Here is a 21,873-nt window from a genome sequence, read left to right as displayed (position 1 = left end):
GCCTCAAGAAGACTGCGATAAGGACTTTTCAGCATCACTTGATTCTAGCTTGATCTCATCAGGCTGTTTTTCTCCACGATTTAAAAATAGATTTAATAAAATTGCGGCCAAAGTTGCTGTACCGATTCCACCAAGATCAAATGAACCAATATGTACACTAAAATTACCTGCTCCCATGATCAAGCTGACCGCAGCAATAATTAAGCTACTGTTTTTAGTGAAATCAATTTTGTTATCAATCCAAATCTTTGCACCAGCCACTGTGATTAAACCAAACACCACAATTGAAGCACCACCTAAAAGCGCAACAGGAATAGTACTAATTACAGCTCCAAATTTAGGTGATAAGCCCAACAAAATGGCAAAGATCCCAGCAATCACAAAGACAGTAGTTGAATAAATTTTAGTGACGGCCATAACCCCAATATTTTCAGCATAGGTGGTCATGCCTGTCCCACCAACAGAAGCTGATAAACTGGTACATACACCATCGGCAAAAAAAGCACGTCCCATATAAGGTGATAAATCACGGCCTGTCATTGCAGATACTGCTTTAAAGTGACCTAAATTTTCAGCGACCAGAATTATTGCCACGGGCGCAATTAACAGCATGGCATTGGCATTAAACGTAGGTGCAACAAAATGTGGTAGGCCTAACCATGCAGCATTGCTAATGACTGCAAAATCGATAGCTTTGCCAAAGCCCATTACATTGGCAAGGATAAAATATAAGACATAGGCACAGACCAAACCCAACAACAATAATAAGCGACGCATCATGCCTCGGGTAAATACAGCAATCGCACTGATACACAGAATGGTTAGAATTGCCATCCAAGTATCAAATGAATTTGCTGAAACACTTTTAATGGTGACGGGTGCCAAATTTAGTCCAATGATCATCACGATTGCACCCGTAACAATCGGTGGCATCAACTTTTCAATCCAACCTGTTCCAGTCTTCATGACAATTAAACCAATCGCGGCATACACTAAGCCACAAGCGATGGTCCCCCCCAAAGCCAAGGCAATATTCGGATTTGATCCCACTCCAGCATAGCCTGTTGCAGCAGCGACAGCACCAATAAATGCAAAACTCGATCCGAGATAACTTGGCATTCTTCCACCTGTCATCAAAAAGAATAGAATCGTGCCAATACCGGTGATAAATATGGTTAAATTGGGATCAAAGCCCATTAGCAAAGGGGCAAGAACCGTTGCACCAAACATTGCAAAAGCATGTTGCAAGCCCAAAACAATACTTTTTCCAGCAGGTAAATATTCATCAATTTGCACAGGGGTTTGATCTAAATTTCCTGTGTATGGTTTAAATGATGTAAACCATGGTTCTTTTGTCGCCATTTTCTAATTCCCCATATTGAGAGATCAACATACATTTTGAGGTTCACAGTAACTGCGTTTGAAATATAGAAGCGCATTTAAACTTGGGTTGTGACGAATTGCTTTGACCTGACAAAACAATACATCATGACTGCCGACCACTTGACTGGATACCACTTCACAATCAAATGAAATTAGGGCGTTATCTAACACGGGAGAACCTGTCACCAGTTCACTCCATTCAGCTTGTGCAAATCTCTGTTGCATTGGTGTTTTGCCACCAAAGAGATTCGACAATTCGGCTTGATTTGAACCCAATGTATTGACACATAAAACTTTATTTTCAGAAAAAACGTGATATACCGATGCAGCCCGATTGAGACATACCAATAAGGTTGGAGGTGAATCCGTTACACTACACACTGCAGATGCAGTAAAACCTGCCTGCCCTGCATTACCTTTGGTGGTGATCACATTGACCGCAGCACCTAGATTAGACATACCTTGTCTAAAAATAGCTTGATCGATTTCTAAATGGACATTGGCTTCACACGGCTTGTTAAACTCAATTATTTCACCAACAAGTGCACTTTCCTGTTTGATCATTTGCATCATGACGCTCCCACCCCAATGCGCAAATGTTCATCGAGGTTAAAATTCTTTTTGAAAAAAATGATTAAAACGCATAGACAAATCTAGACATGCTTTATCCCACATGTGCTACAGATGCAATTTCTACTAAGGCTTCAGGTTTAACCAGTCCGACCTGTACACAATATCGAGCGGGTTTATCATTGGGAAAATATTCAGCATAGACCACATTTACTGCAGCATAATCTGCCCAATCTTTGACGAATATTGAGTTAAAGGTAATATCATCCATTGTCCCACCTGCAGTTTCGATGACGCTTTTAATGGTTTCTAAAATATGCCGGGTTTGCCCTGCGGCATCACCGACACAGACCACATCATTATTTTCATCAAAAGCCAACGTACCTGAGACATAAACAATATTGTCTGCCTTGGTTGCTGGCACATAAGGTGCTAGGGGCTTAGCTGTACCTATTGGGATCACAACTTGTTTCGACATTTTAAATTCCTTTATTTTTCCTTAAAACATCTTCGCCATAGACTTCAATACTAGATATGGCAAAAGACAAATAACCAGTTTAAAACCACTAAGCCGATTGACTGAAAGTCACAGAATTTGGCTGTGCCTGTTGAGTATTAAAAGTCTTTACAAATGACGCCGTGTCAGACACCCATCCAAAAAAAGTTTGAATGTTATATAAGGCTGCCTCTTGCGCTGTTTGAGGACCCGCTTGATAACATGCATCTTTAAGCGCCACACCAAAGTATTCCAAGAAAAAACCATCTCTGAGGGTTGATTCCACACAAACATTGGTGGCAATACCCACGAAAACTAAATTTCGAATACCACGGGCACGTAAAATGCTGTCCAGCGCTGTATTAAAAAAGCCGCTATAACGTGGTTTCTCGATCACAATGTCTTGAGCTTGAGGCCTTAACTCATCAATTAATGCAAAATCCCAACCTCCTTTTGCCAATAATTTGCCTTGTAAGTCAGGATTTTTACGCATGGTTTTTAAGGCATTGGATTTATGAAAGTTAGGAGAACCTAGACCACCTGCTTCTACATATTGCTCATCCCATCCGTTTTGGAAATAGATCACTTGGATGCCCACGATATGTGCTGCATCAATGCTTTTTTTAATATTGGCAACCACAGGTTGAGTGGCTGAAACATCAAAACCAGCCAAATCTAAATAACCACCAATTGAGGTATAGGCATTTTGCATATCAATCACAATAAGCGCCGTTTGTTCTGGTGCAAGCTGAATTGATTCTGGTTCTGCTTTTAAAACTCTGCCCGTTCCTGCATGTGCGGTAAAATCTGTACAGACCAGATGTTCTACAGCTTTAGCGTCATTCATCATACTCATGCGCTTTTCTCCAAAATGGGTTGAGCTGATTGATAGCTTGCAACAACCTCCTGACGGCAAGTCATCAAGGGCTGAATACATTGTCCAAAATCCTCAACCCCTTGTATAAAATCATCAAAAGTTAAAAGAATCCCTTCAGTACCTTGAATTGTAGAAATTTGGTCCAGCATCTTAGCCACATTTTCATACGAACCAACGATTGTTCCCATGTTGATATTGACGGGGGAAACACTTGAAGCCATTTGACGAATATTGGTATCTGTACCCGATGTTTGATCTTTACCACCTTGGTTCATTAACCAATTAATCGCCTCTAGATCTGCACCTTGGTTATAGTTCTCCCATTTCGCCATGGCGTGTTGATCTGTCTCTGCGGCAATCACCATAAACAAAACATAAGTTTGTACATCTCTTCCAGTTTGGTCGGTATGTACTTTTAAACGGTCATTGATTTCAGCGTAGGCGGTTGGTGTATTTAACCCTTTACCAAAGACAAAATTATAATCTGCATATTTTGCAGAGAACGCTAATCCCGCATCAGACTGGCCTGCACAAATAATTTTCATATCTGCTTGTGGCATTGGCTTTACTTGGCAATCCTCCATTTGGAAGAACTCGCCTTTAAAATCAGATGCTCCAGTTGCCCAAAGCTCACGTAAAATTTCGACATATTCAGATAAATAATCATAACGTTTAGAGAAATAATCATTCCCTGGCCATAGTCCCATTTGGGTATATTCTGGTGGTTGCCATCCCGTCACAACATTTAGCCCAAAACGTCCATTTGAAATTGAATCAATCGTTGACGCCATACGTGCCACGATGGCTGGCGGCATCACCAAAGTCGCGGCTGTCGCAAAAATTTTAATTTTACTGGTGACTGCGGCCAAACCTGCCATTAATGTAAACGTTTCTAAGTTATAATCCCAAAATTCAGTTTTACCACCAAAACCACGCAGTTTAATCATGGACAATGCAAAATCAAAACCATAATGTTCTGCACGCTGTACAATCTGTTTATTTAACTCAAATGTTGGCTTATATTGCGGTGCATTTTCTGAAAGCAACCAGCCATTATTTCCAATCGGACAAAACACACCAATTTTCATAGCTAAACCTCACTGGACAAAAAATATTCTAAAAAACATCTGATCAAAAATTTAAAACTTCACTCAACTTATAATTATTAATAATGCATAGTGCATGCCACTAAATTTAATGTATTGTTTTTATTATTAAAATTTTAATTATTATTTTTTATTTTACCTTTTGGTAAAATTTATAAATTTCTTAAGTGAAAAAATTAAACTAAAATAGTGCATAAATGCATCATTTTAGATCATTGAAATTTCTAAAATCGGATTTAACAAAAAATAAAAAACCGCATAAAAATGCGGTTCGATAGCATAACAATTTTTGTTTAATCAACCAGTATTTTAATAAAATAAATAACCTATTAAAAATCAAAATTAAAACTGAAATTAAAACCGTAGCAAAATCAATATTTATAATATTTTACAAGCACCCTCAACAGCTAATCGAAGCTATCATGCATATATTTTTATGACCAACATAACCAATATTAATAATCATATTTGCAGCCGTCATGTTTTTTTCTATATTTCATTTCCTAAAGAAAGCACTGGCTTTTATCCTACTTTGGCCTCAGATGTCGTCAAAAATATAAATCGTGCAGGACAATGATTGGCAGAAGTAGGTCCCATTTTTACTACATCATAAATCTGCTCAGTGCTGATTATTTTATCCAACTAGCCATTATAGTTCTGGCTGCTAAGCACAATTGATTTATATTCATATTTAGGTTCTGGTCATAAAACCTCTTCTACTAAATTTTGAATTAAAATCTGGTTGACTGTCTTACTTTCTGTTACAGAGGATGCATGTGCTCCTGTTTCCAACAGTGTTAATACCCCATGCCCCAATACTTTTTTAAGATCTATACTCTTTTGATAAGGCACTAAAAAATCATCTTTGTTGGCAATATAATACACATCCGTTTTTGCCAAAGCTGCAACATGTTCAGGTAAAATTTTAAAATTCATCAATGCATTCATACGTACCAATACATTGTTGATGGGTGGGAAATCATCGAATCCTGAATTTTCAATATCCTGAATTTTTTGAATATGTTTTGAAATATAGGCAGGCGGATATAGGAATAAAGCTTGTACCCGTATATAAGCTTCAACACCTACATTTTCTAATAAAGTAATACGTGCCTGAAAACACTTTTGTGTATGCGGATCAAGTGCATCCCAAGCATTAATAAAAGTAAGACTGGTTAATGATATATCTGTGTTCTGTACCAAGACCGCCAATTCTGCCCCTATGACCGCACCCAAAGCATGTCCAATAAAATGGCATTGTTTGATCTGTTGTTGTTGCAGAATATCGAGAATTTGTTTTGCCATATTTTTGATTGAGTATGATGTTGGCAATGCATCAGAATCCGCATGACAACCTTCTTGATCATAAACAAGCACTTGAAAATATTGGGTTAATGTTTCAATTTGTGGTTGCCAGAATGAGGCGTGCCCGCCTAAACCTGAAGATAAAACGACAATTTCAGCATCTTGCTGAGTAACACAAGGAAAAATTCGATAGCTCATTGTTTTACCATTTTATTAATTAGTTGATTTAATAACAGCAAAAAATATGCCGAATACTTGTTATGTTTAGGTTGGTTTTTTTAAGGCTTTTGATGACCAATGTAAACGGTAGGATTTTTATCCTATCCTTTACATGCTAAACATAACATCAGCATATTTTTGACATAAAGCTAAAAAGACTCTTGATAAAATGAATCTTTTATTCAAAATAATTCGATATCATAAACATAGACCTACCCATTAAAATTTGGATATTGGATTAAATCCCTTAAATGTATCTTAAAAAAAAGCAACAAGAATGTTAAAAAAAGCAACAAGAATGTTGCTTTAAAATACAAAAGACTTTCAGCATTATCCTCATATATAGTTTCAATCAACGCATGCGTTTTAAGTTATAGGTTACCACACCCCAGATTTCAAATTCCTGCCCTTCTTCAATATAAATATTTTTAAATTCTGGATTCTCAGCTTTTAACCAAACTTTCGGTGGATCAAACTGTTTATCAATCATCAGGCGCTTCACCGTGAAATCATTATCAATACGGGCAATCACAATATCACCAGATTTTGCAGAAATACTACGATCTACAATCAAAGGATCTTCAATATCTATACCGACATCCAACATTGAAAGCGAATTTGCTTTAACAATAAAGGTAGAACTTTCATTTCGAATTAAATATTCATTCATATCCAATGATTGTTCAATGCTATCTTGAACAGAAAATGGCACACCAGCAGCGACTCGTTCTGTCGCAAGTGGAATCTGATAGACCTTATCATTTTTAGGCTGAATGGTCTGGATATTCATGCTAGAGCTTAAATCACTGAGCTGGCCGTTTTTGAAATTTTTCAGTAACCAGTTTTTGATAAAATCTACTTGTGACTCTGGGACACGGATAACTTTGGTCGGCTCACTAAACTGTGCCTTACGCCCAGCATTGGCTCTCGCACCTCCGTGTTCAAATTCTACTTTCTTAGACATTATTTATCCTATATGCTTCATAAAAGCCTGTAAAATCAATATAGCTTGAAAAAGTTACAAATTCAAGTTGACGGCAAGTTTTTTTTGAATAACAATAACTCTATCGATCAGTTTTGATACATCTATTTGAACAAGGACGACAAAGATAATCAATATACTTATCATAAATCAATAATTTAGAATACAGACATCTTGTTAATTTATTGATATTTTTGAATAAGTTCTCTGATCCCACTTAAGCACTTAATTGATTGATTTTCTATGTGGAGACATAAAAATGGCGACTCAACGTGATGCAATTCTTGGTTATGCAGACGAACAACATGCTTACTATATTCGTTTGATTGAAGACAATAATGTGTTAGGCAGCCAGTATGGTTTATTTTGTGAAAATACCAATAGCGATATCGCTGAAAGTATCATGACCACATTATTTTTAAAGAAATCATTTTGGTTAAATGGTTCTGAATTTAGTGATATTGTTAAAGGTTTAGAACCTCTTCCACTTTAAGCTGATGCCAACCTGATAAAATTGGATTTGCTTAAATATTCAACTGAAGTTTATGATTTGATATGTATTTCGTGATTAAAATGTCGTTGTATTCCCCTCGATACAACGACGATTTAATTTTCAATTGATCATGCTATTGATTGAGTTTAGATCCTTGTCATAAGTATTAAGCTTTTTAATCAAATACTCACCACCCATTATTTCTTGTTTGATTATTTCTTCTTTAATCATTCCCCGCTTTATCCATTTCTTGATTATCTTGTCCTTTCATTGAGCTTCTACTGAGCGCTTTACCAGTCACTTATAGAGATCATTGATCACTCATATTCATGAGTTGCTGAAATACTCGCATCAATCCAATCGCCTGTTTATTCATGGCACTTATTTTGCTTAATAAATATTACGTTTTTCAATAATCGTAATACTCAAGCTAAAATGAGGGCGGTAAATATGGGTTATGTCGCAAAGGAAATTGGTCAAAAGAACAAGCTATTACTAAGCTTGTGTTCTTTTCTGATCCCTATATTGCTGTGGTGTGCGGTCAGTTATTTACCTTTTATTTGGCACCCTCAAGTGCAAATTACAGATTCTGGTAGTGTCTCGTATTTTCAAGTTGGCAGCCGAGTTGAAAAAAGTGTGTTCTATAGTGAGGCACAAAATGCGGTCGATCACCATTCTGCACCACCACAAGGTATTTTAGTTAATCCCATTTACTTACCTGCACCACATGAAGTGGCTAAAGCCTTGGTCACTGCATTTACCACACCCCCAGAGCAACCAGATACACCATGGTTTCATCAAAGCTTATGGCACAGTATTAAAATCGTTTTTTCTGCTTTTTTAATCTCTTCAATTTTTGGTATTCCGCTGGGGATCCTCTGTGGTTTCTCACAAAAAATATCGCTGCTTACAGAACCTTTTGTTGAGTTTTTCCGTTATTTACCTGCACCTGCATTTGGCGCGCTTGCTGTTGCCATTCTCGGAATCAATGATGCGCCTAAGATTGCGATTATTGTAATTGGAACGCTATTTCAACAAATCCTAATTATCGCCAATACGACACGTATGGTCGATAAAGGCTTAATTGAAGCCGGCTATACCCTTGGAACCAATAAGCTTAAAAGCCTATTCAATGTAGTAATTCCTGCGGCTTTTCCAGATATTTACCGTGATTTACGTGTCTTGCTGGGCTGGGCGTGGACCTATTTGATTGTCTCTGAACTGATTGGTACGACCTCAGGTATTACATGGTTTATTACTCAACAAGCACGCTATCAAAACTTTGACAATGTCTATGCCGCGATCTTGATTATCGGCGTGATTGGGCTGGTTTGTGATGTGTTATTAATGAAATTGGGCGAGCGAATGTTCGCATGGAAAGCAGGGGCAAAATAATGAATGACTCAACTTTTAATTCAGCTGAATATTTTCAAAAAATTTATGCACGCCCTGTCATCTTAGAGGCCAAACGACTGAGCCAAGTATTTAAACATGGTAAAACTGAACGAACCGTTTTAAATCAACTGGATCTTAAAATCCATAAGCGTGAATTTATTTGTGTGATCGGTCCATCAGGCTGCGGAAAATCAACCTTAAGCCGAGTGATTGCAGGTTTAGATCCATACCATAGTGGTGAGATCTTGGTCGATGGCGAAGCTATTACAGGCCCAAGCCCTGAACGTGGCATGGTATTTCAGGGATATACCCTATTTCCTTGGAAAACGGTTAAAGAAAATGTCATGTTCGGCCCACGAATGAAAGGTGCCAGCCAAATGACTGCGGAAGCCAATGCACGGGAATGGATCAATATTATTGGCTTAGATAAATACGAAAACCAATATCCACATCAACTTTCTGGTGGAATGAAACAGCGTGTTGCCATAGCACGAGCTTTGGTCAATGAACCAAAAATCTTATTGATGGATGAACCTTTTGGTGCGCTTGACCCGCATACCCGCCAAAAGATGCAAAAACACTTAATGGATTTATGGCAAAACATTGATATCACCATTATTTTTGTCACGCATGATATGGATGAAGCCATTTTATTGGCTGATCGTATTGTTGCATTAAAAGCCAATCCCGGTGAAATTAAAGAAATTATTGAAGTAGATTTACCGCGCCCACGTTCATTAGATCTTATGGCAACACCCGCTTTTCAACATTTAAGAGCGCGAGTGGATCAGTTGGTCCATGCTCAGGAAGATGAGCTAGATCCATCACTACAAGACTTACCCAAAATACCGCGTATGACCCAAGTTAGTACGGGTAAATAAGCAGACGGATTTTTTGAGCATTTGGGACGACCCAAATCGCTGAATTCTTTGTTGGACGGCCAACCTTGGTGATATTCATGTCAAACACATATGTTTTACCGCTTGTGGACATTTCTCTACTCTCCAGCCCTGAGCTTCAAGATCGACTCACAGTCGCACACGCTTTAGATCAGGCATGTAAAGATGTTGGTTTCTTATATTTAACAGGAAAACAATTTAAACCTGAGTTATTTCAAAAGCTTTATCACACTGCCCAGCAATACTTTGCCCAAGATACTGCCATTAAGATGCAGAATTATATTGGCTTATCAGAAAATCATAGTGGTTATGTGCCGATCGGTGAAGAACGCTTTGTCGAAACAAGTTATGATCTCAAAGAGGCCTATGATGTCAATTATGATCACCAGAGCCAAGCAGATCGTCGCCCTTTGATTGGCCCAACGCAGTGGCCTGAGGACCCGATATTTAAGCAGCATGTCTCTGCCTATTATCAACATATCAAAGCGATTGGGCATGAAATTTTCCAAAGTTTTGCACTGGCACTCGGTCTAGATGAGCATTATTTTGATGCACATATTTCCAAAGCCCCCAGTCAACTTCGCCTGATTCATTATCCTTACCATCCTGAAATTCAGGATAAAGAAGGTATCGGTGCGCATACCGATTATGAATGTTTCACTTTGCTATTACCCACAGCGCCCGGATTACAAGTGCTTGATAAAACGGGGCAATGGATTGATATCCCCCTTCTTGAAAATACTTTGGTTATGAATATTGGCGATATGATGGAAATTTTATCCAATGGTCGATATTTAGCAACCAAACATCGTGTTAAAAAAGTGTCTGAAGAACGCTATTCATTCCCGTTTTTCTTCTCTTGTGATTATGACTATGTAATTCAGCCTTTACTCAAAGATCAGCCTGCACAATATGCACCTTTAAAAGGTGGTGAACATCTTTTTAATCAAACTGCACAAACCTTTCAGTATCTCAAAGAAAAAGTGGCACGGGGCGAAATTCAACTTGAAAATGCCCGCCCACTTTATTCATTTGGTTTAAGCCAAAATGAGGAGTCGAAATGAACTTATTAGAACTCTGTACTCAACTTAAGCCAACGGATGATTCAACCTGCTTATTGCCGCAATATTTATTGGGTGCTTTTCGCCGTAAGAGCATTACCTTTGCCAATGGTTTAACTGATGAAAATAGCCTGGTCTATTGGTTTCAATCCAAGACATTTACCATTGATTTACGCTTAAAAGACCCTCGATTAACACCCGTTTTAGAACGACAAGGTTGGGTTGGCGATACTATTTGGGATGCTCAAAATCAATTACTTTCATGGCATCTCAGCAGTAATTATCAAAATCATGTGCAATGGCCCGAACCTGCAAAATTATATTCAATTGGCAATGCCATACTCGAGTTTTCACCCAGCCATGCTTATGTTGAGGATTGGCGTCAACAAGCAATACGTGGCATTTATCTTGGCTTACGTTTATTTAAAATTGAAAATACTGAGTTAAATACCAGTTATCCTGCGGATGGTGGCTTGATCCTTTGTGATCATTTTATTGCCTTTGCCAAGTCTCGACATCCCGATATACAACAGGCTTTTAAATCCGCTGAGACGTTAACAGAAGCTATTTCTCAGCAACAGATCAGTCTAGAAGCAATCCAAGACTATGAGGTTTCGATCAGTTTTGATCAACAGATCATCGAACTTAGTACCGTCACCAACAAAGTTGGAAGCAAGATTGATCTTGAAAATTTCCAACAGCTTGATCACAACACACTGGTTCAACAGCGAATTATCGATGGTGAACAGTGCCGTTTATATTTCACACTCGATGTATTTCAAGCAGATTTTTGCTTTACAACACTCACGGGCACTTCAACTGCTAGCCAAAGTTGGTTTGATCATGAAGAAAATCACCTTTTCCATCATGCAAAAATAGCCTTATAAGGAATATTTCCAAGCAATGTCTTTTTTATATTTAATCATTGCCATTGTGGCAGAAGTCATCGCGACTTCTGCCATGAAAGCATCTGATGGTTTTAGTCAGTTGTCTGCATCGATCATCACCGTGATCGGATATGCGGTTGCCATTTATTTTTTATCACTGACCATGAAAACGATTCCTGTTGGTATTACTTATGCGCTTTGGTCGGGTGCAGGTATTATTTTAGTGTCTTTAGTCGGCTTCTTTTACTACAAACAACACTTAGATTTAGCTGCAATCATCGGTTTGGTATTTATGATTATTGGAATTTTAATTATTCATCTTTTTTCAAAAAGCACAGAAATATAATCAATGGATAATCATATTTTAATGTGATTAAGCTCTATATAATATTTTTGCACCTAAAATAAAATAGCCCGAGACATGCTTAGGCTATTTTTCAAACTATCTAACTCTTTTAAAAAACGTTATTTCAACTCTTGTAACAATGTTGGATAAATCAGACCATCGACATTTTGTTCGGTTTTATAGATGCCATTTTCCACGTTGAATTTATTGACGTGATAAGACGAGCCATAGATCGAATCAAAACCATTGCCTTTGCTAAAGACTTTTTGATTGGCTTCTAAATCAAGTAAATGGGTACCATTCACCATTGTTTCGTATTGTTTTGGATCGACCCCAGAACGAATTGCCATAATTTTTACAGCATCTGCATGTGTCGCAGGATCATTGATGTATTTCACCGTCTTGTCCCACACTTGAAGGATCTTTTTCCATTCATCTTTATGTGCAGTTAAATGACTCATATTTACGGTCAGGGTGTCATAAATTAAGCCAGATTTATCCTTCGAGGTATAAATGATTTTTGATCCAGCTACCGCTTTTAATGCCTGACTGGCTACAGGTTGCCATACCGCAATCGCTGAAACATCGGGGCTGGATAGAACTTGTGGTAATTGATTGGTGGCAGAATTAACCAATTTGATTTCATTAATTGGAATTTTTTGATCTGACATTGCTGTTGCAAGAAGCAAGTGATCGACCAGACCTTTTTCAACACCAACAGATTTACCTTTTAAATCCTGAATACTATTGATCCCATCTTTGGCAATAATCACATCATTGCCAGCAGAATAGTCCGTTGCCATAATCATCATGCCTTGGGTACCACCTGATGCCGTCACCAAGTTATCGCCATTGGTGACAAATACCGCATCTAATTGATTGGCTGAAAAGGCTGAGAGTGATGCTGAATAATCAAACCATTTAAACTCAACATTGAGACCAGCTTCTTTTAGCCAGCCTTTTTCAATCGCAACCTGCCACGCCACAAAACCAGGCCAATCACTATAGCCAATGGTGATTGGTTTAGCATTTGTTGAAGCTTGAGTACCTTCTTTCGCTTGTGGAATTTTTGCTGTGTTGTCACAACCAGCGAACAATATCGCAGATAATAGTGATACTGATAATAAAGATTTATGGATCATACAGAAACTCCCCCGGTTTTCTCGCCTTTAAATTGTGTATTGGTTTGATTTAGCGACTGTATATATGCACGCCTGCCATCTTTAAGTTGTAAATTACCGATTTCCAACGGCGCTGGAAGCTCTGCAACGATTGCCGCAAAATTTGCCAATGGAATATCCCAAACCTCAACTTCAATAGACGTTCCTGTTGCATCACATTGCAGACCTGATCTTGGCATCCCCCTACTCCCGATTTAATCATTTTGCAGAATTGGTGGCATCACAGCATCCATCAGCTCCAGATGCCCTTTGATCACACCCTTGAGTGCTGTAAATTGTTGGCTAATATGCCGAAGCTCAGAACTTGCCCCTTGCATCAGCATGACTTGTAAGATTTTTTGTTGATCAAGTTGAATATGCAGTGAACTGATCACTTGTGTTAAAAACTGTTGTTGTAAATCAATCAGTTGATTTCGAAGTGGCATTTGTCCTGCATCATAAAGGATGGTCAAAGTGCCGACCATGACTTCATTTGCTTGAGCCTGTTCCGCAATCAGGTGTTTATTGATCATGTCAACAATCGCTTGAGAACGACTTTCGTAGTGCTGATCAACAATTTTCTGATCGAGTGCATTTAGCGTTGCTTCAGGTACAGTAATGCTGATTCGAGCCAACTTTTGTTTAGCCACAAACTTATCCTTTTACCTTGTTGACAGAAATGTTTTGAGTGTTTTGTTTGATATATACGCCTGCACGTACACTGAATAAATCAATAAAAAATGCTTTAAGCGGATGTGTTTTTTTGACTGCTGTTTTGATCTGATTCATAGCACAACTCCATCTCAGTATTACCAAATTAGGTTTTTGTATTACTAATATAACAATGCAGAAAATGTGCCAGTTTTTAACCAAGTTTTTGCTGGTTTTAGCGTGTATTTATGGATGATTTTCGGGCAAAAATAAATTAAATGCACAAGCATAGCGCGAAGCGTTATCTAGGTTTAACAGTAAAAGCCTCTTTTATTTTAATTTTAATCGGTTAAGTCTTTCTAACTTATGACACTTGATAGGATTATGGCTGTAAAGCAAATAGAAAAAAATAAATCTATGTTTAAAACAGAAAAGGAGCATCATGACTGACGCTCCTTTGTTGATTTTTATCAGGCTACAGGTGCCAAGGTAAACAACACCTGTCCAGTCTTAACCGTCTGACCTTTTTCAATGGTGATGGCTTCCACCTTCATCCGTTCAGGTGCAAGAATGGGAATTTCAATTTTCATCGCTTCAATCACCGCAAGGGTTGCACCTTCTTCAACAATATCTCCAGAAGCACATTCGATTTTCCAAATCGAACCGGGCATATGTGATTCAACTGCACAACCACCTTCAGGAATACTGACCGCTTCACCATCATCTACAGTATCTAAACCTTCTGATACATATTCTTGTAAACCTGCGGCATGCCAACGACGGCGCTCTGCTTCAAAGTTGGCTTGTTGCGTTTGTTTAAAAGTATGAATACTGTCCTGATTTGCAGCAAGGAAATCATTGTATTCTTTAAGATTAAGCACACCCTCTTCAATACGCAGTTGCAAACGCCCTGCTTTAAAATCTTCACGCATTTGTAGCAATTCTGCTTCTGAAACCTCATAGAATTTAACCTGATCAAAGAAGCGTAATAACCACGGCTTGTCAGCTTCAAAATTGGCATTTTTACGATAACGGCTCCACATTTGTGTGGTACGTCCCACAAATTGATAGCCCCCGGGACCTTCCATACCATAAACACACATATATGCCCCACCGATACCAACAGCATTTTCTGGTGTCCAAGTTCTTGCAGGGTTATATTTTGTTGTGACCAAACGCTGACGCGGATCAAGTGGTGTGGCAACGGGTGCACCTAAATAAACATCACCCAATCCCATGACCAGATAATTGGCACTATAGACCACATCTTTTACCGCTTGCTTTGATGCTAGGCCATTGATACGACGAATAAACTCAATATTATCAGGGCACCACGGCGCATCAGGACGGACGATTTGTGTATAGCGCTCAGTCGCCAATTGGGTTTGTGAATCTTCCCATGCCAGTGGTAAATACACGGTCCGTGAAGGCACTTGCATATTGTGAATATCGGGTAGTTCCGCTTCCGCTCGTTGAAGTTTTTCCAATAGCTCAAGTTGATCGATTTGAATTGAATCAAAATGAATTTGTAATGAACGAATCCCCGGAGTCAGATCAATAATTCCATGGATATTCTGCTCTTTTACCCATTGCATCAAAGCATGAATACGGAACCGTAGATTCAAGTCTAAAACCAGATCACCATATTCAACTAATAAATAGCTATTCCCCGCAGGTCGGTAAGTCACACTCGGTAAATGTGCTTGTCCTACGCGTGTGGCTAAAACAGCATTTTCTAATGTGTCATTTTCCGCGTGGAATACAGGATTAAAATTCACTTCATCTGTGTCAGAAGCGATAAGGCTTTGATGATATGTGTGATCCAAGACTTTTGCTTGCGCATAACTGACAGGAATAAATTTAACTTTATCACCTGCTTTAAGTTGACCAATTTTCCAAAGTTCAGAATGAATCACCACTGCTGGACAAACGAAGCCACCTAAGCTTGGACCATCAGGCCCTAAGATGATCGGCATGTCGCCTGTAAAATCAATCGCACCAATTGCATAAGCATTGTCATGAATATTTGACGGATGTAGACCTGCTTCACCGCCATCTTCACGTGCCCACTCAGGTTTTGGGCCAATTAAACGAATACCGGTACGACTGGAATTATAGTGAATCTCAAACTGATTGTTAAAGAATCTATCAATATCGTTTTTGGTAAAGAAATCTGGTGCGCCATGCGGACCATACATCACCGCAATTTCCCAATGACGCGCAAATTTAGGGATTTGATCTGCGGCTAAACTTTTGCTTTGATCAGATGAATATTCAGTAATCGCAAGCATATCCCCTATTAATAAATTACGCCCTGCATGCCCACCAAACTGTCCCAGTGTAAAAGTTGCTTTTGATCCTAAATATTCGGGAACATGGAAACCACCTTTGATCCCAATATAGCTTCGGCATCCAGTGCTCATTGTTCCACACTTTAACACCTGACCTTTTTTAACATTTACGGTTTGCCACATTGGAACCAGTACGCCATCCAGTTTAGATGGCATGTCGCCACCAGTAATCACAATTTGACTATCACAATGAAACTTTAAACTTGGCCCTTGTAAGGTACATTCCAATCCAGAAGTATTATAAGGATTGCCTAAAAGTTGGTTGGCGACATTTAAACTTAAAGGATCAATTGCACCCGATGGTGGAACACCCACATCCCAGTACCCTAAACGACCAGTAATATCCTGAATTGCGGTTTGAATACCCGATTGTAAAACCTCAATTTTTTGGGTTTTCCATACAAAGCTATTTAAGAAGCGTGTGGTTTGTGTCCCTGAATTAAACACCTCACCCGCAATAATATTTTGTAGGTATTCCAGATTGGTTTCGATTCCTGCAATCTGTGTATCTGCCAGACTAGATAGCATGGCTTGAATTGCTGCACCTCGATCAGACGCCGTCACAATGATTTTGGCAAGCATGGGATCATAAAATGAAGATACATTTGAACCAGTTTCAACCCATGTTTCGACCCGTGCATTTTGATCAAATTGCACATAGGTCAGTAAGCCTGCGCTGGGTTGAAATTGTTTAATCGGATCTTCCGCATATAAACGCACTTGAATCGAATGTCCTTTTGACGCTAATTTTTCAGTGGGTGCTGACCAATCGCCACTGGCCAAAGTCACCATCCATTCAACCAGATCTACAGCATAGACTTGTTCCGTCACGCCATGTTCAACTTGCAGACGGGTATTCACCTCTAAGAAATAGAACTGCTCGGTTTCAGTATCCATCACAAACTCAACCGTACCTGCTGAACGATAATTCACAGATTGCATAAGTTGAATTGCGACAGTTTGAATATAGTCACGTTGCTCATCGGTTAAATGCGGTGCGGGTGTTTCTTCTATGACTTTTTGATTACGTCGTTGTACAGAACAATCTCGTTCTCCTAAAGCCAGCACTAGCCCTTTTCCATCACCAAAAATTTGTACTTCAATATGTCGAGCATGCTGCACAAATTTTTCTAAGTACAAGCCTGCATCTTTAAAGTTGGATTGGGCCAAATACGAAACGGTTTGATAAGCGTCTTTGAGTTCCGCTTCATCCCAAACCAAACGCATACCGATACCACCACCACCCGCAGTACTTTTTAACATCACAGGATAGCCAATACGTGCAGCTTCGGTGATTGCTTCTGGTTCGCCTGAAAGCAAAGAACTTCCCGGCAACAGTGGTACTTGGCTTTTAATCGCCAGTTCGCGGGCCGTATGTTTTAGACCAAAGTCCAGCATTTGGCTTGAGGTTGGGCCAATAAAGGCAATGCCCTGATTTTCACATAGGTCACAAAACTCTGCGTTTTCAGACAAAAAACCATAACCCGGATGGATTGCTTCAGCGCCAGTTTGCTTGGCAATTTGTAGAATTTTTTCAATATTTAAATAACTTTGTTGTGCTGGTGCAGCACCAATACAAAATGCCTCGTCGGCTAAAGTCACATGTAAAGAATCCTGATCAGCTTCTGAATAAACAGCAACGGAAGCGATGCCAAGTTTTTTTAGTGTACGAATCACACGACAAGCGATTGCACCACGATTGGCAATAAGAACTTTTTTAAACATATTTATGCTCCCATACCATTGTGTATCAGCAATTGAATTTTCGTTGGGTTATAGCCATTACATGGGTTATTTAATTGCGGGCAATTTGAAATCAGTACGATCAAATCCATCTCTGCTTGAATTTCCACATATTTTCCAGCAGCAGAAATACCATCAGCAAAGGTTAAATGGCCGTCCGAGCTGACAGGCACATTCATAAAGAAATTAATATTTGGGCCGATGTGCCGAACGTTTAACTGATGTTTTTGTGCAATCGGATGCTTGGCTAATGCATACATAAAATTATTACGACAACTGTGCATTGGATAGGTGTCATGTGCATAGCGAACCGTATTACTTTCACATGAACAAGCACCGCCTAAGGTGTCATGACGACCGCAGTTATCATCGACAATCACTGCAATTGGGCGGCCTAAATTACTGTATAAGGTTGTCCCTTTTTCAAGGTAAACATGCTGATTAATGGCCAAAGTATCTGTTGCGCTATAACGTTCTGCTGGGTTTTCTGCTGAGATAAATAAGGTATCGACGGCTTGATTGCCTTCTAAATCAACAATACGGAAATATTGGCCTTTTTTTACTTCGCCCATCCATGCTTCACCCGCAGGACAAACTTCATTTAACAAGGCTTGATCTAAAATAGGCTTTTCGATTGAAGTTAAAATGCTCATGATGATTGTCCTTAAATGCGTGTGTTACTAGATGAACTCAGCGCGTAATAACGCTGGTTATTGTCAAATGCACGTTGATTTTGCGGACATGAGTCTCGACAAATATCGTTTTCTGTTAAGGGCAATGCGGTAAAAAGACCCATTTCTATATCAGCGGGGGCATATTGCGCTGAATGATCTAAACCATGCGGTGCAGCCGATAAGAATACAAAACAATCCATTTCAAAACGCAGTTCAATGATTTGCCCAGTATTGTCTGAGCCAATATAAGACAATGCACCCGCATCATCTGGGGTCACTTTTGAAAATAAATTCACTGTTGCGCTGAGGTCGATTTGCCCAAGTGAATATTTGCTCATTTCAATCAGCAAACCATCTAGACCATTTTGAATCATTTGATTTCGGGCATCTTGGAATGTCTTTATTCCAAAAGTAGCTTGGATTTGTTCTGGACGACTTGGACCACACAAAGCGTCATTCCAGCCATGATCATCATAAATAATTGAGGCCATAACCCGCCCCAAATCGGAATACAACACATGACCTTGGGTTAAAAAAGCAGTATGTTGCCCTTTTAAACTATCAGGCATATTAAAACGCTCAAGTCGATCATGGGCATTCACACAAAATAAAGAGACATTGGCATCGGCAGATAAAGCTTTAAATTGAAGTACGCTTCCTTTGGGAATGCGACCTGACCAGTGATGCCCACCGGGTAATTTTTCAGACCAAATGACCTGTTGATCATGATAATTTGTCGTATGCATAGCCACTCCTGTTCGGATAGTTTATTGACTTCCTCCCGGGCTTTTATCCCTCCGTGTAGTTCTTTCGAACCGCGAACTCTCGGTCCAGACATACTCTTTTAGACAAGTATCGGAACCCTAGATCACTTTTTATAATTTTATTTGATGCAAAGGATGTGCCAATTAAGTATTACGTTTTTATGTTTTAGTAATACTAATTTTGTGCGATAAGAGTGCATTTCAGGACATAGAAAGCAAAAATGAGTTATTAATGAGCTAAAAAATGGCGATGTGCTAAATAAAAATCCGTTCTAAATAAAACGATCTCTAATTAAAAGCCATCTCTAATAAAATCCTTTTCTAAAAGAAACCTGTCATCGAAACAGCGCAGCACAAAAAATATTTAGGCTCGTCGATAGGTTGACTTAGGGCATGGCAAACCTTACGCTGCAAACAAAGCCAAGCTTTGTTTTGCTCATATTCTGCTTAAGAAGATAATTCAGGGATATAGCGAAAACACCCGATAAAAAACACGCGCTCATTTAGGCCAAAACCAGCCTGAGTCAGCGCGTGTTAAAATGATTCATCGTACTCAGCAAGCAGGTGCTACAGGATGACTCATTAATAATGCATTTTAGTAATACGTTGCTCTTTTTTTCGAGAATTTATCCAATTGCTTAAGAAAGCCATCAAAATAATCTTTTTCTTTTTCTTCTACACGATAACCTGCATATAAGGTTCGACGTAAACCTTCAGGCGCAACACAATCTAAACGGCGAGAAACCACCCAGCCCTTTTGCTCATATTCATTAACCACCCAATCAGGCAGTGCTGCGATACCATGACCACTTGCCACAAGTTGAATCAACATTTGGGTTAAGTCTGTGGTGCGAATATGTTTTGGCTGAATATTGGCAGGAATAAATAATCTCGACATGATATCCAGCCGATGCTTATCCACTGGATAGGTCACCAAGGTTTCTTCCGCCAACTCTTGCACCGTAATTTCTTTCATTCGTGCTAAAGGATGCGTGATTGAGAGCACCAATCGCGATTCATATTCAAAAATTGGAAAATACTCTACCCCTTTTAGCGCAATTGGATCTGCTGTAATTAACAAATCAAATTCACCGGTTTGTAATAACTCATGCGGATTGGCTTCAAATCCTGAGGCAAAATCCAAATCTACATCTGGGTATTGCTGACGATACTGATTCAGCAATGGCATAAGCCAATCAAAACAACTGTGGCATTCAGAAGAGAAAACGATTCGTCCCGTTTGCCCATGCACAATACGGGTAATATCAGACTGGGCAATTTGCACTTGTGGCAAAATATCATCAGCAAGTTTCAGTAATCGTTGACCAACATTAGAAAAACTCACAGGGCGTGAGCGGCGATTCACCACTTCGACACCAAACCATTGATCTAACTCTCGAAGCTGGTGTGATAAAGCAGAAGGCGTTAAACACAAATCTCCTGCTGCTGCAACCAATGAACCATGTTCACGTAAAGCAGTAAGTGTTTTTAGATGTCGAAGTTCTAACATTCCGTCATTACCAAATTAATATGTTAAAGGTGATCTGGCTATAGCATAACGGATTGATGATGTTTATGTTTAATTATTTTCACTTCAATTTTAATTTTGTTATTTTTATTCATTTTTAAATGATACGCAAAATATTGAAGATGCTCTTACTCATCCATACAATTAAATCACTCCATTTTTGAATGAACTAAATCTGGTGATTTAAAATATCATCCTTAAAAACTTTCAGCTTAGACTGAAAACATTTCAGTGAATTTAAGCACCACAAGACGTTAAAACTTCTAGAATAGAAGATTATTCATTTTTTATATTGTTTAACATGACTCTGGAACGCCAAAAGCTCACACTCCCCCAAGGCCACGACAAATTGTTGCTGCATTCATGTTGCGCGCCTTGCTCAGGTGAAGTCATGGAAACCTTAATTGAATCAGGCATCGACTTTTCAATTTTTTTCTATAATCCAAATATTCATCCAGTCAAAGAATATTTAATTCGCAAAGAAGAAAATATTCGCTTTGCTGAGAAGCATAATATTCCATTTATTGACTGTGACTACGATACAGACAATTGGTTTGAACGTGCCAAAGGTATGGAAAATGAGCCTGAAAAAGGCATCCGCTGTACCATGTGTTTCGATATGCGTTTTGAGAGAACCGCACTCTACGCACACGAACATGGATTTAGTTTAATCAGCAGCTCATTGGGCATATCGCGTTGGAAAGATATGCAACAAATTAACGGCTGTGGAATCCGAGCTGCCGCACATTACCCACAAATTGAATATTGGGATTATAACTGGCGTAAAAGTGGCGGTGCACATCGTATGATCGAGATCAGCAAACGTGAAGAATTTTACCAACAAGAATACTGTGGCTGTGTTTATTCACTGCGAGATACCAATCGCTGGCGTATGAAAAACGGTCGTGACCGAATCAAATTAGGTGAAAAGTTTTATACCAATGCGATGGACGAGGAAAATTAATTTATTCAAACTCGTCCCT

21 protein-coding genes, 2 pseudogenes and 1 riboswitch are annotated in these 21,873 nt (G+C 39.0%); of the genes and pseudogenes, 7 read left to right on the top strand and 16 right to left on the bottom strand.

Annotated features, from left to right (window positions below; translation table 11 throughout):
• Positions 1-3 precede the first annotated feature (3 nt).
• The 8 genes and pseudogenes from rutG to CQZ96_RS20990 form a co-directional block, all read right to left on the bottom strand.
• Positions 4-1,362, bottom strand: coding sequence for a pyrimidine utilization transport protein G (gene rutG / locus CQZ96_RS21020; protein ID WP_056517858.1), 1,359 nt, complete (start codon positions 1,360-1,362; stop codon positions 4-6).
• A 24-nt stretch (positions 1,363-1,386) separates the two neighbouring features.
• Complete coding sequence (gene rutF / locus CQZ96_RS21015; RefSeq protein ID WP_105714095.1) at positions 1,387-1,956, bottom strand: NADH-dependent FMN reductase RutF; 570 nt, start codon at positions 1,954-1,956, stop codon at positions 1,387-1,389.
• Positions 1,957-2,047: 91 nt separating this feature from the next.
• Positions 2,048-2,431 carry a pyrimidine utilization protein C gene (gene rutC / locus CQZ96_RS21010; protein ID WP_004724642.1) on the bottom strand — a complete coding sequence of 128 codons (384 nt, stop codon included), beginning with the start codon at positions 2,429-2,431 and terminating at the stop codon, positions 2,048-2,050.
• Positions 2,432-2,519: 88 nt separating this feature from the next.
• A complete protein-coding gene (gene rutB / locus CQZ96_RS21005) occupies positions 2,520-3,296 on the bottom strand; it encodes a pyrimidine utilization protein B (RefSeq protein ID WP_105714152.1) in 777 nt (258 codons plus the stop codon).
• A gap of 5 nt (positions 3,297-3,301) precedes the next feature.
• Positions 3,302-4,414, bottom strand: coding sequence for a pyrimidine utilization protein A (gene rutA / locus CQZ96_RS21000; RefSeq protein ID WP_105714094.1), 1,113 nt, complete (start codon positions 4,412-4,414; stop codon positions 3,302-3,304).
• A gap of 543 nt (positions 4,415-4,957) precedes the next feature.
• A pseudogene (locus CQZ96_RS21930) lies at positions 4,958-5,121 on the bottom strand (nitroreductase family protein); the annotation flags it as partial.
• 13 nt (positions 5,122-5,134) lie between these two features.
• On the bottom strand, positions 5,135-5,935 hold the full coding sequence (gene rutD / locus CQZ96_RS20995) for a pyrimidine utilization protein D (RefSeq protein WP_105714093.1): 801 nt from the start codon (positions 5,933-5,935) through the stop codon (positions 5,135-5,137).
• Between the two features lie 373 nt (positions 5,936-6,308).
• Positions 6,309-6,920 (bottom strand): LexA family protein, encoded by a 612-nt coding sequence (locus CQZ96_RS20990; protein ID WP_004724650.1) that lies wholly within the window; start codon positions 6,918-6,920, stop codon positions 6,309-6,311.
• A gap of 277 nt (positions 6,921-7,197) precedes the next feature.
• Between CQZ96_RS20990 and CQZ96_RS20985 the strand changes: the two genes are divergently transcribed.
• From CQZ96_RS20985 to CQZ96_RS20960, 6 genes are all read left to right on the top strand, one after another.
• Positions 7,198-7,431, top strand: coding sequence for a hypothetical protein (locus CQZ96_RS20985; RefSeq protein ID WP_004724652.1), 234 nt, complete (start codon positions 7,198-7,200; stop codon positions 7,429-7,431).
• Positions 7,432-7,881: 450 nt separating this feature from the next.
• Positions 7,882-8,826, top strand: coding sequence for an ABC transporter permease (locus tag CQZ96_RS20980; RefSeq protein WP_004724654.1), 945 nt, complete (start codon positions 7,882-7,884; stop codon positions 8,824-8,826).
• On the top strand, positions 8,826-9,707 hold the full coding sequence (locus tag CQZ96_RS20975; RefSeq protein WP_004724656.1) for an ABC transporter ATP-binding protein: 882 nt from the start codon (positions 8,826-8,828) through the stop codon (positions 9,705-9,707). Before CQZ96_RS20980 ends, CQZ96_RS20975 begins: the two co-directional genes overlap by 1 nt.
• A gap of 77 nt (positions 9,708-9,784) precedes the next feature.
• Positions 9,785-10,789 carry an isopenicillin N synthase family dioxygenase gene (locus CQZ96_RS20970; RefSeq protein WP_105714092.1) on the top strand — a complete coding sequence of 335 codons (1,005 nt, stop codon included), beginning with the start codon at positions 9,785-9,787 and terminating at the stop codon, positions 10,787-10,789.
• The gene (locus tag CQZ96_RS20965; protein WP_105714091.1) at positions 10,786-11,673 is read left to right on the top strand and encodes a hypothetical protein; all 888 of its coding nucleotides are present in this window, start codon (positions 10,786-10,788) and stop codon (positions 11,671-11,673) included. The genes CQZ96_RS20970 and CQZ96_RS20965 overlap by 4 nt, the downstream gene beginning before the upstream one ends.
• Before the next feature lie 16 nt (positions 11,674-11,689).
• Positions 11,690-12,019: a DMT family transporter gene (locus CQZ96_RS20960; RefSeq protein WP_004724663.1), complete on the top strand. Its 330-nt coding sequence runs from the start codon at positions 11,690-11,692 to the stop codon at positions 12,017-12,019.
• A 119-nt stretch (positions 12,020-12,138) separates the two neighbouring features.
• Here CQZ96_RS20960 and CQZ96_RS20955 read toward each other — a convergent pair whose 3' ends face one another.
• From CQZ96_RS20955 to CQZ96_RS20925, 8 genes and pseudogenes are all read right to left on the bottom strand, one after another.
• Positions 12,139-13,161 (bottom strand): ABC transporter substrate-binding protein, encoded by a 1,023-nt coding sequence (locus CQZ96_RS20955; protein WP_105714090.1) that lies wholly within the window; start codon positions 13,159-13,161, stop codon positions 12,139-12,141.
• Positions 13,158-13,376: pseudogene (locus tag CQZ96_RS20950) on the bottom strand (hypothetical protein); the annotation flags it as partial. The pseudogene CQZ96_RS20950 and the gene CQZ96_RS20955, both read right to left, overlap by 4 nt.
• Positions 13,377-13,394: 18 nt before the next feature.
• Entirely contained in the window at positions 13,395-13,829 is a 435-nt protein-coding gene (locus CQZ96_RS20945; protein ID WP_004822751.1) for a CopG family ribbon-helix-helix protein, read from the bottom strand.
• Between the two features lie 4 nt (positions 13,830-13,833).
• Positions 13,834-13,968 (bottom strand): hypothetical protein, encoded by a 135-nt coding sequence (locus CQZ96_RS21830; protein WP_267313591.1) that lies wholly within the window; start codon positions 13,966-13,968, stop codon positions 13,834-13,836.
• A 332-nt stretch (positions 13,969-14,300) separates the two neighbouring features.
• Positions 14,301-17,906: an urea carboxylase gene (uca, locus tag CQZ96_RS20940; RefSeq protein ID WP_105714088.1), complete on the bottom strand. Its 3,606-nt coding sequence runs from the start codon at positions 17,904-17,906 to the stop codon at positions 14,301-14,303.
• 2 nt (positions 17,907-17,908) lie between these two features.
• Positions 17,909-18,577 carry an urea amidolyase associated protein UAAP2 gene (locus CQZ96_RS20935; protein WP_105714087.1) on the bottom strand — a complete coding sequence of 223 codons (669 nt, stop codon included), beginning with the start codon at positions 18,575-18,577 and terminating at the stop codon, positions 17,909-17,911.
• Positions 18,578-18,588: 11 nt separating this feature from the next.
• Positions 18,589-19,344, bottom strand: a complete 756-nt coding sequence (locus CQZ96_RS20930) for an urea amidolyase associated protein UAAP1 (RefSeq protein ID WP_004822762.1) — start codon at positions 19,342-19,344, stop codon at positions 18,589-18,591.
• A 30-nt stretch (positions 19,345-19,374) separates the two neighbouring features.
• A riboswitch (guanidine-I (ykkC/yxkD leader) is annotated at positions 19,375-19,476 on the bottom strand.
• A gap of 481 nt (positions 19,477-19,957) precedes the next feature.
• Entirely contained in the window at positions 19,958-20,872 is a 915-nt protein-coding gene (locus tag CQZ96_RS20925; RefSeq protein ID WP_004724679.1) for a LysR family transcriptional regulator, read from the bottom strand.
• Positions 20,873-21,191: 319 nt separating this feature from the next.
• Between CQZ96_RS20925 and CQZ96_RS20920 the strand changes: the two genes are divergently transcribed.
• Complete coding sequence (locus CQZ96_RS20920) at positions 21,192-21,854, top strand: epoxyqueuosine reductase QueH (RefSeq protein WP_081401080.1); 663 nt, start codon at positions 21,192-21,194, stop codon at positions 21,852-21,854.
• The last annotated feature ends 19 nt before the right edge of the window (positions 21,855-21,873 follow it).

The sequence above is a fragment of the Acinetobacter sp. MYb10 genome, assembly GCF_002980175.2.
GTDB classification, from domain to species: domain Bacteria; phylum Pseudomonadota; class Gammaproteobacteria; order Pseudomonadales; family Moraxellaceae; genus Acinetobacter; species Acinetobacter guillouiae.
This window is presented reverse-complemented; position numbering and strand designations above follow the sequence as displayed.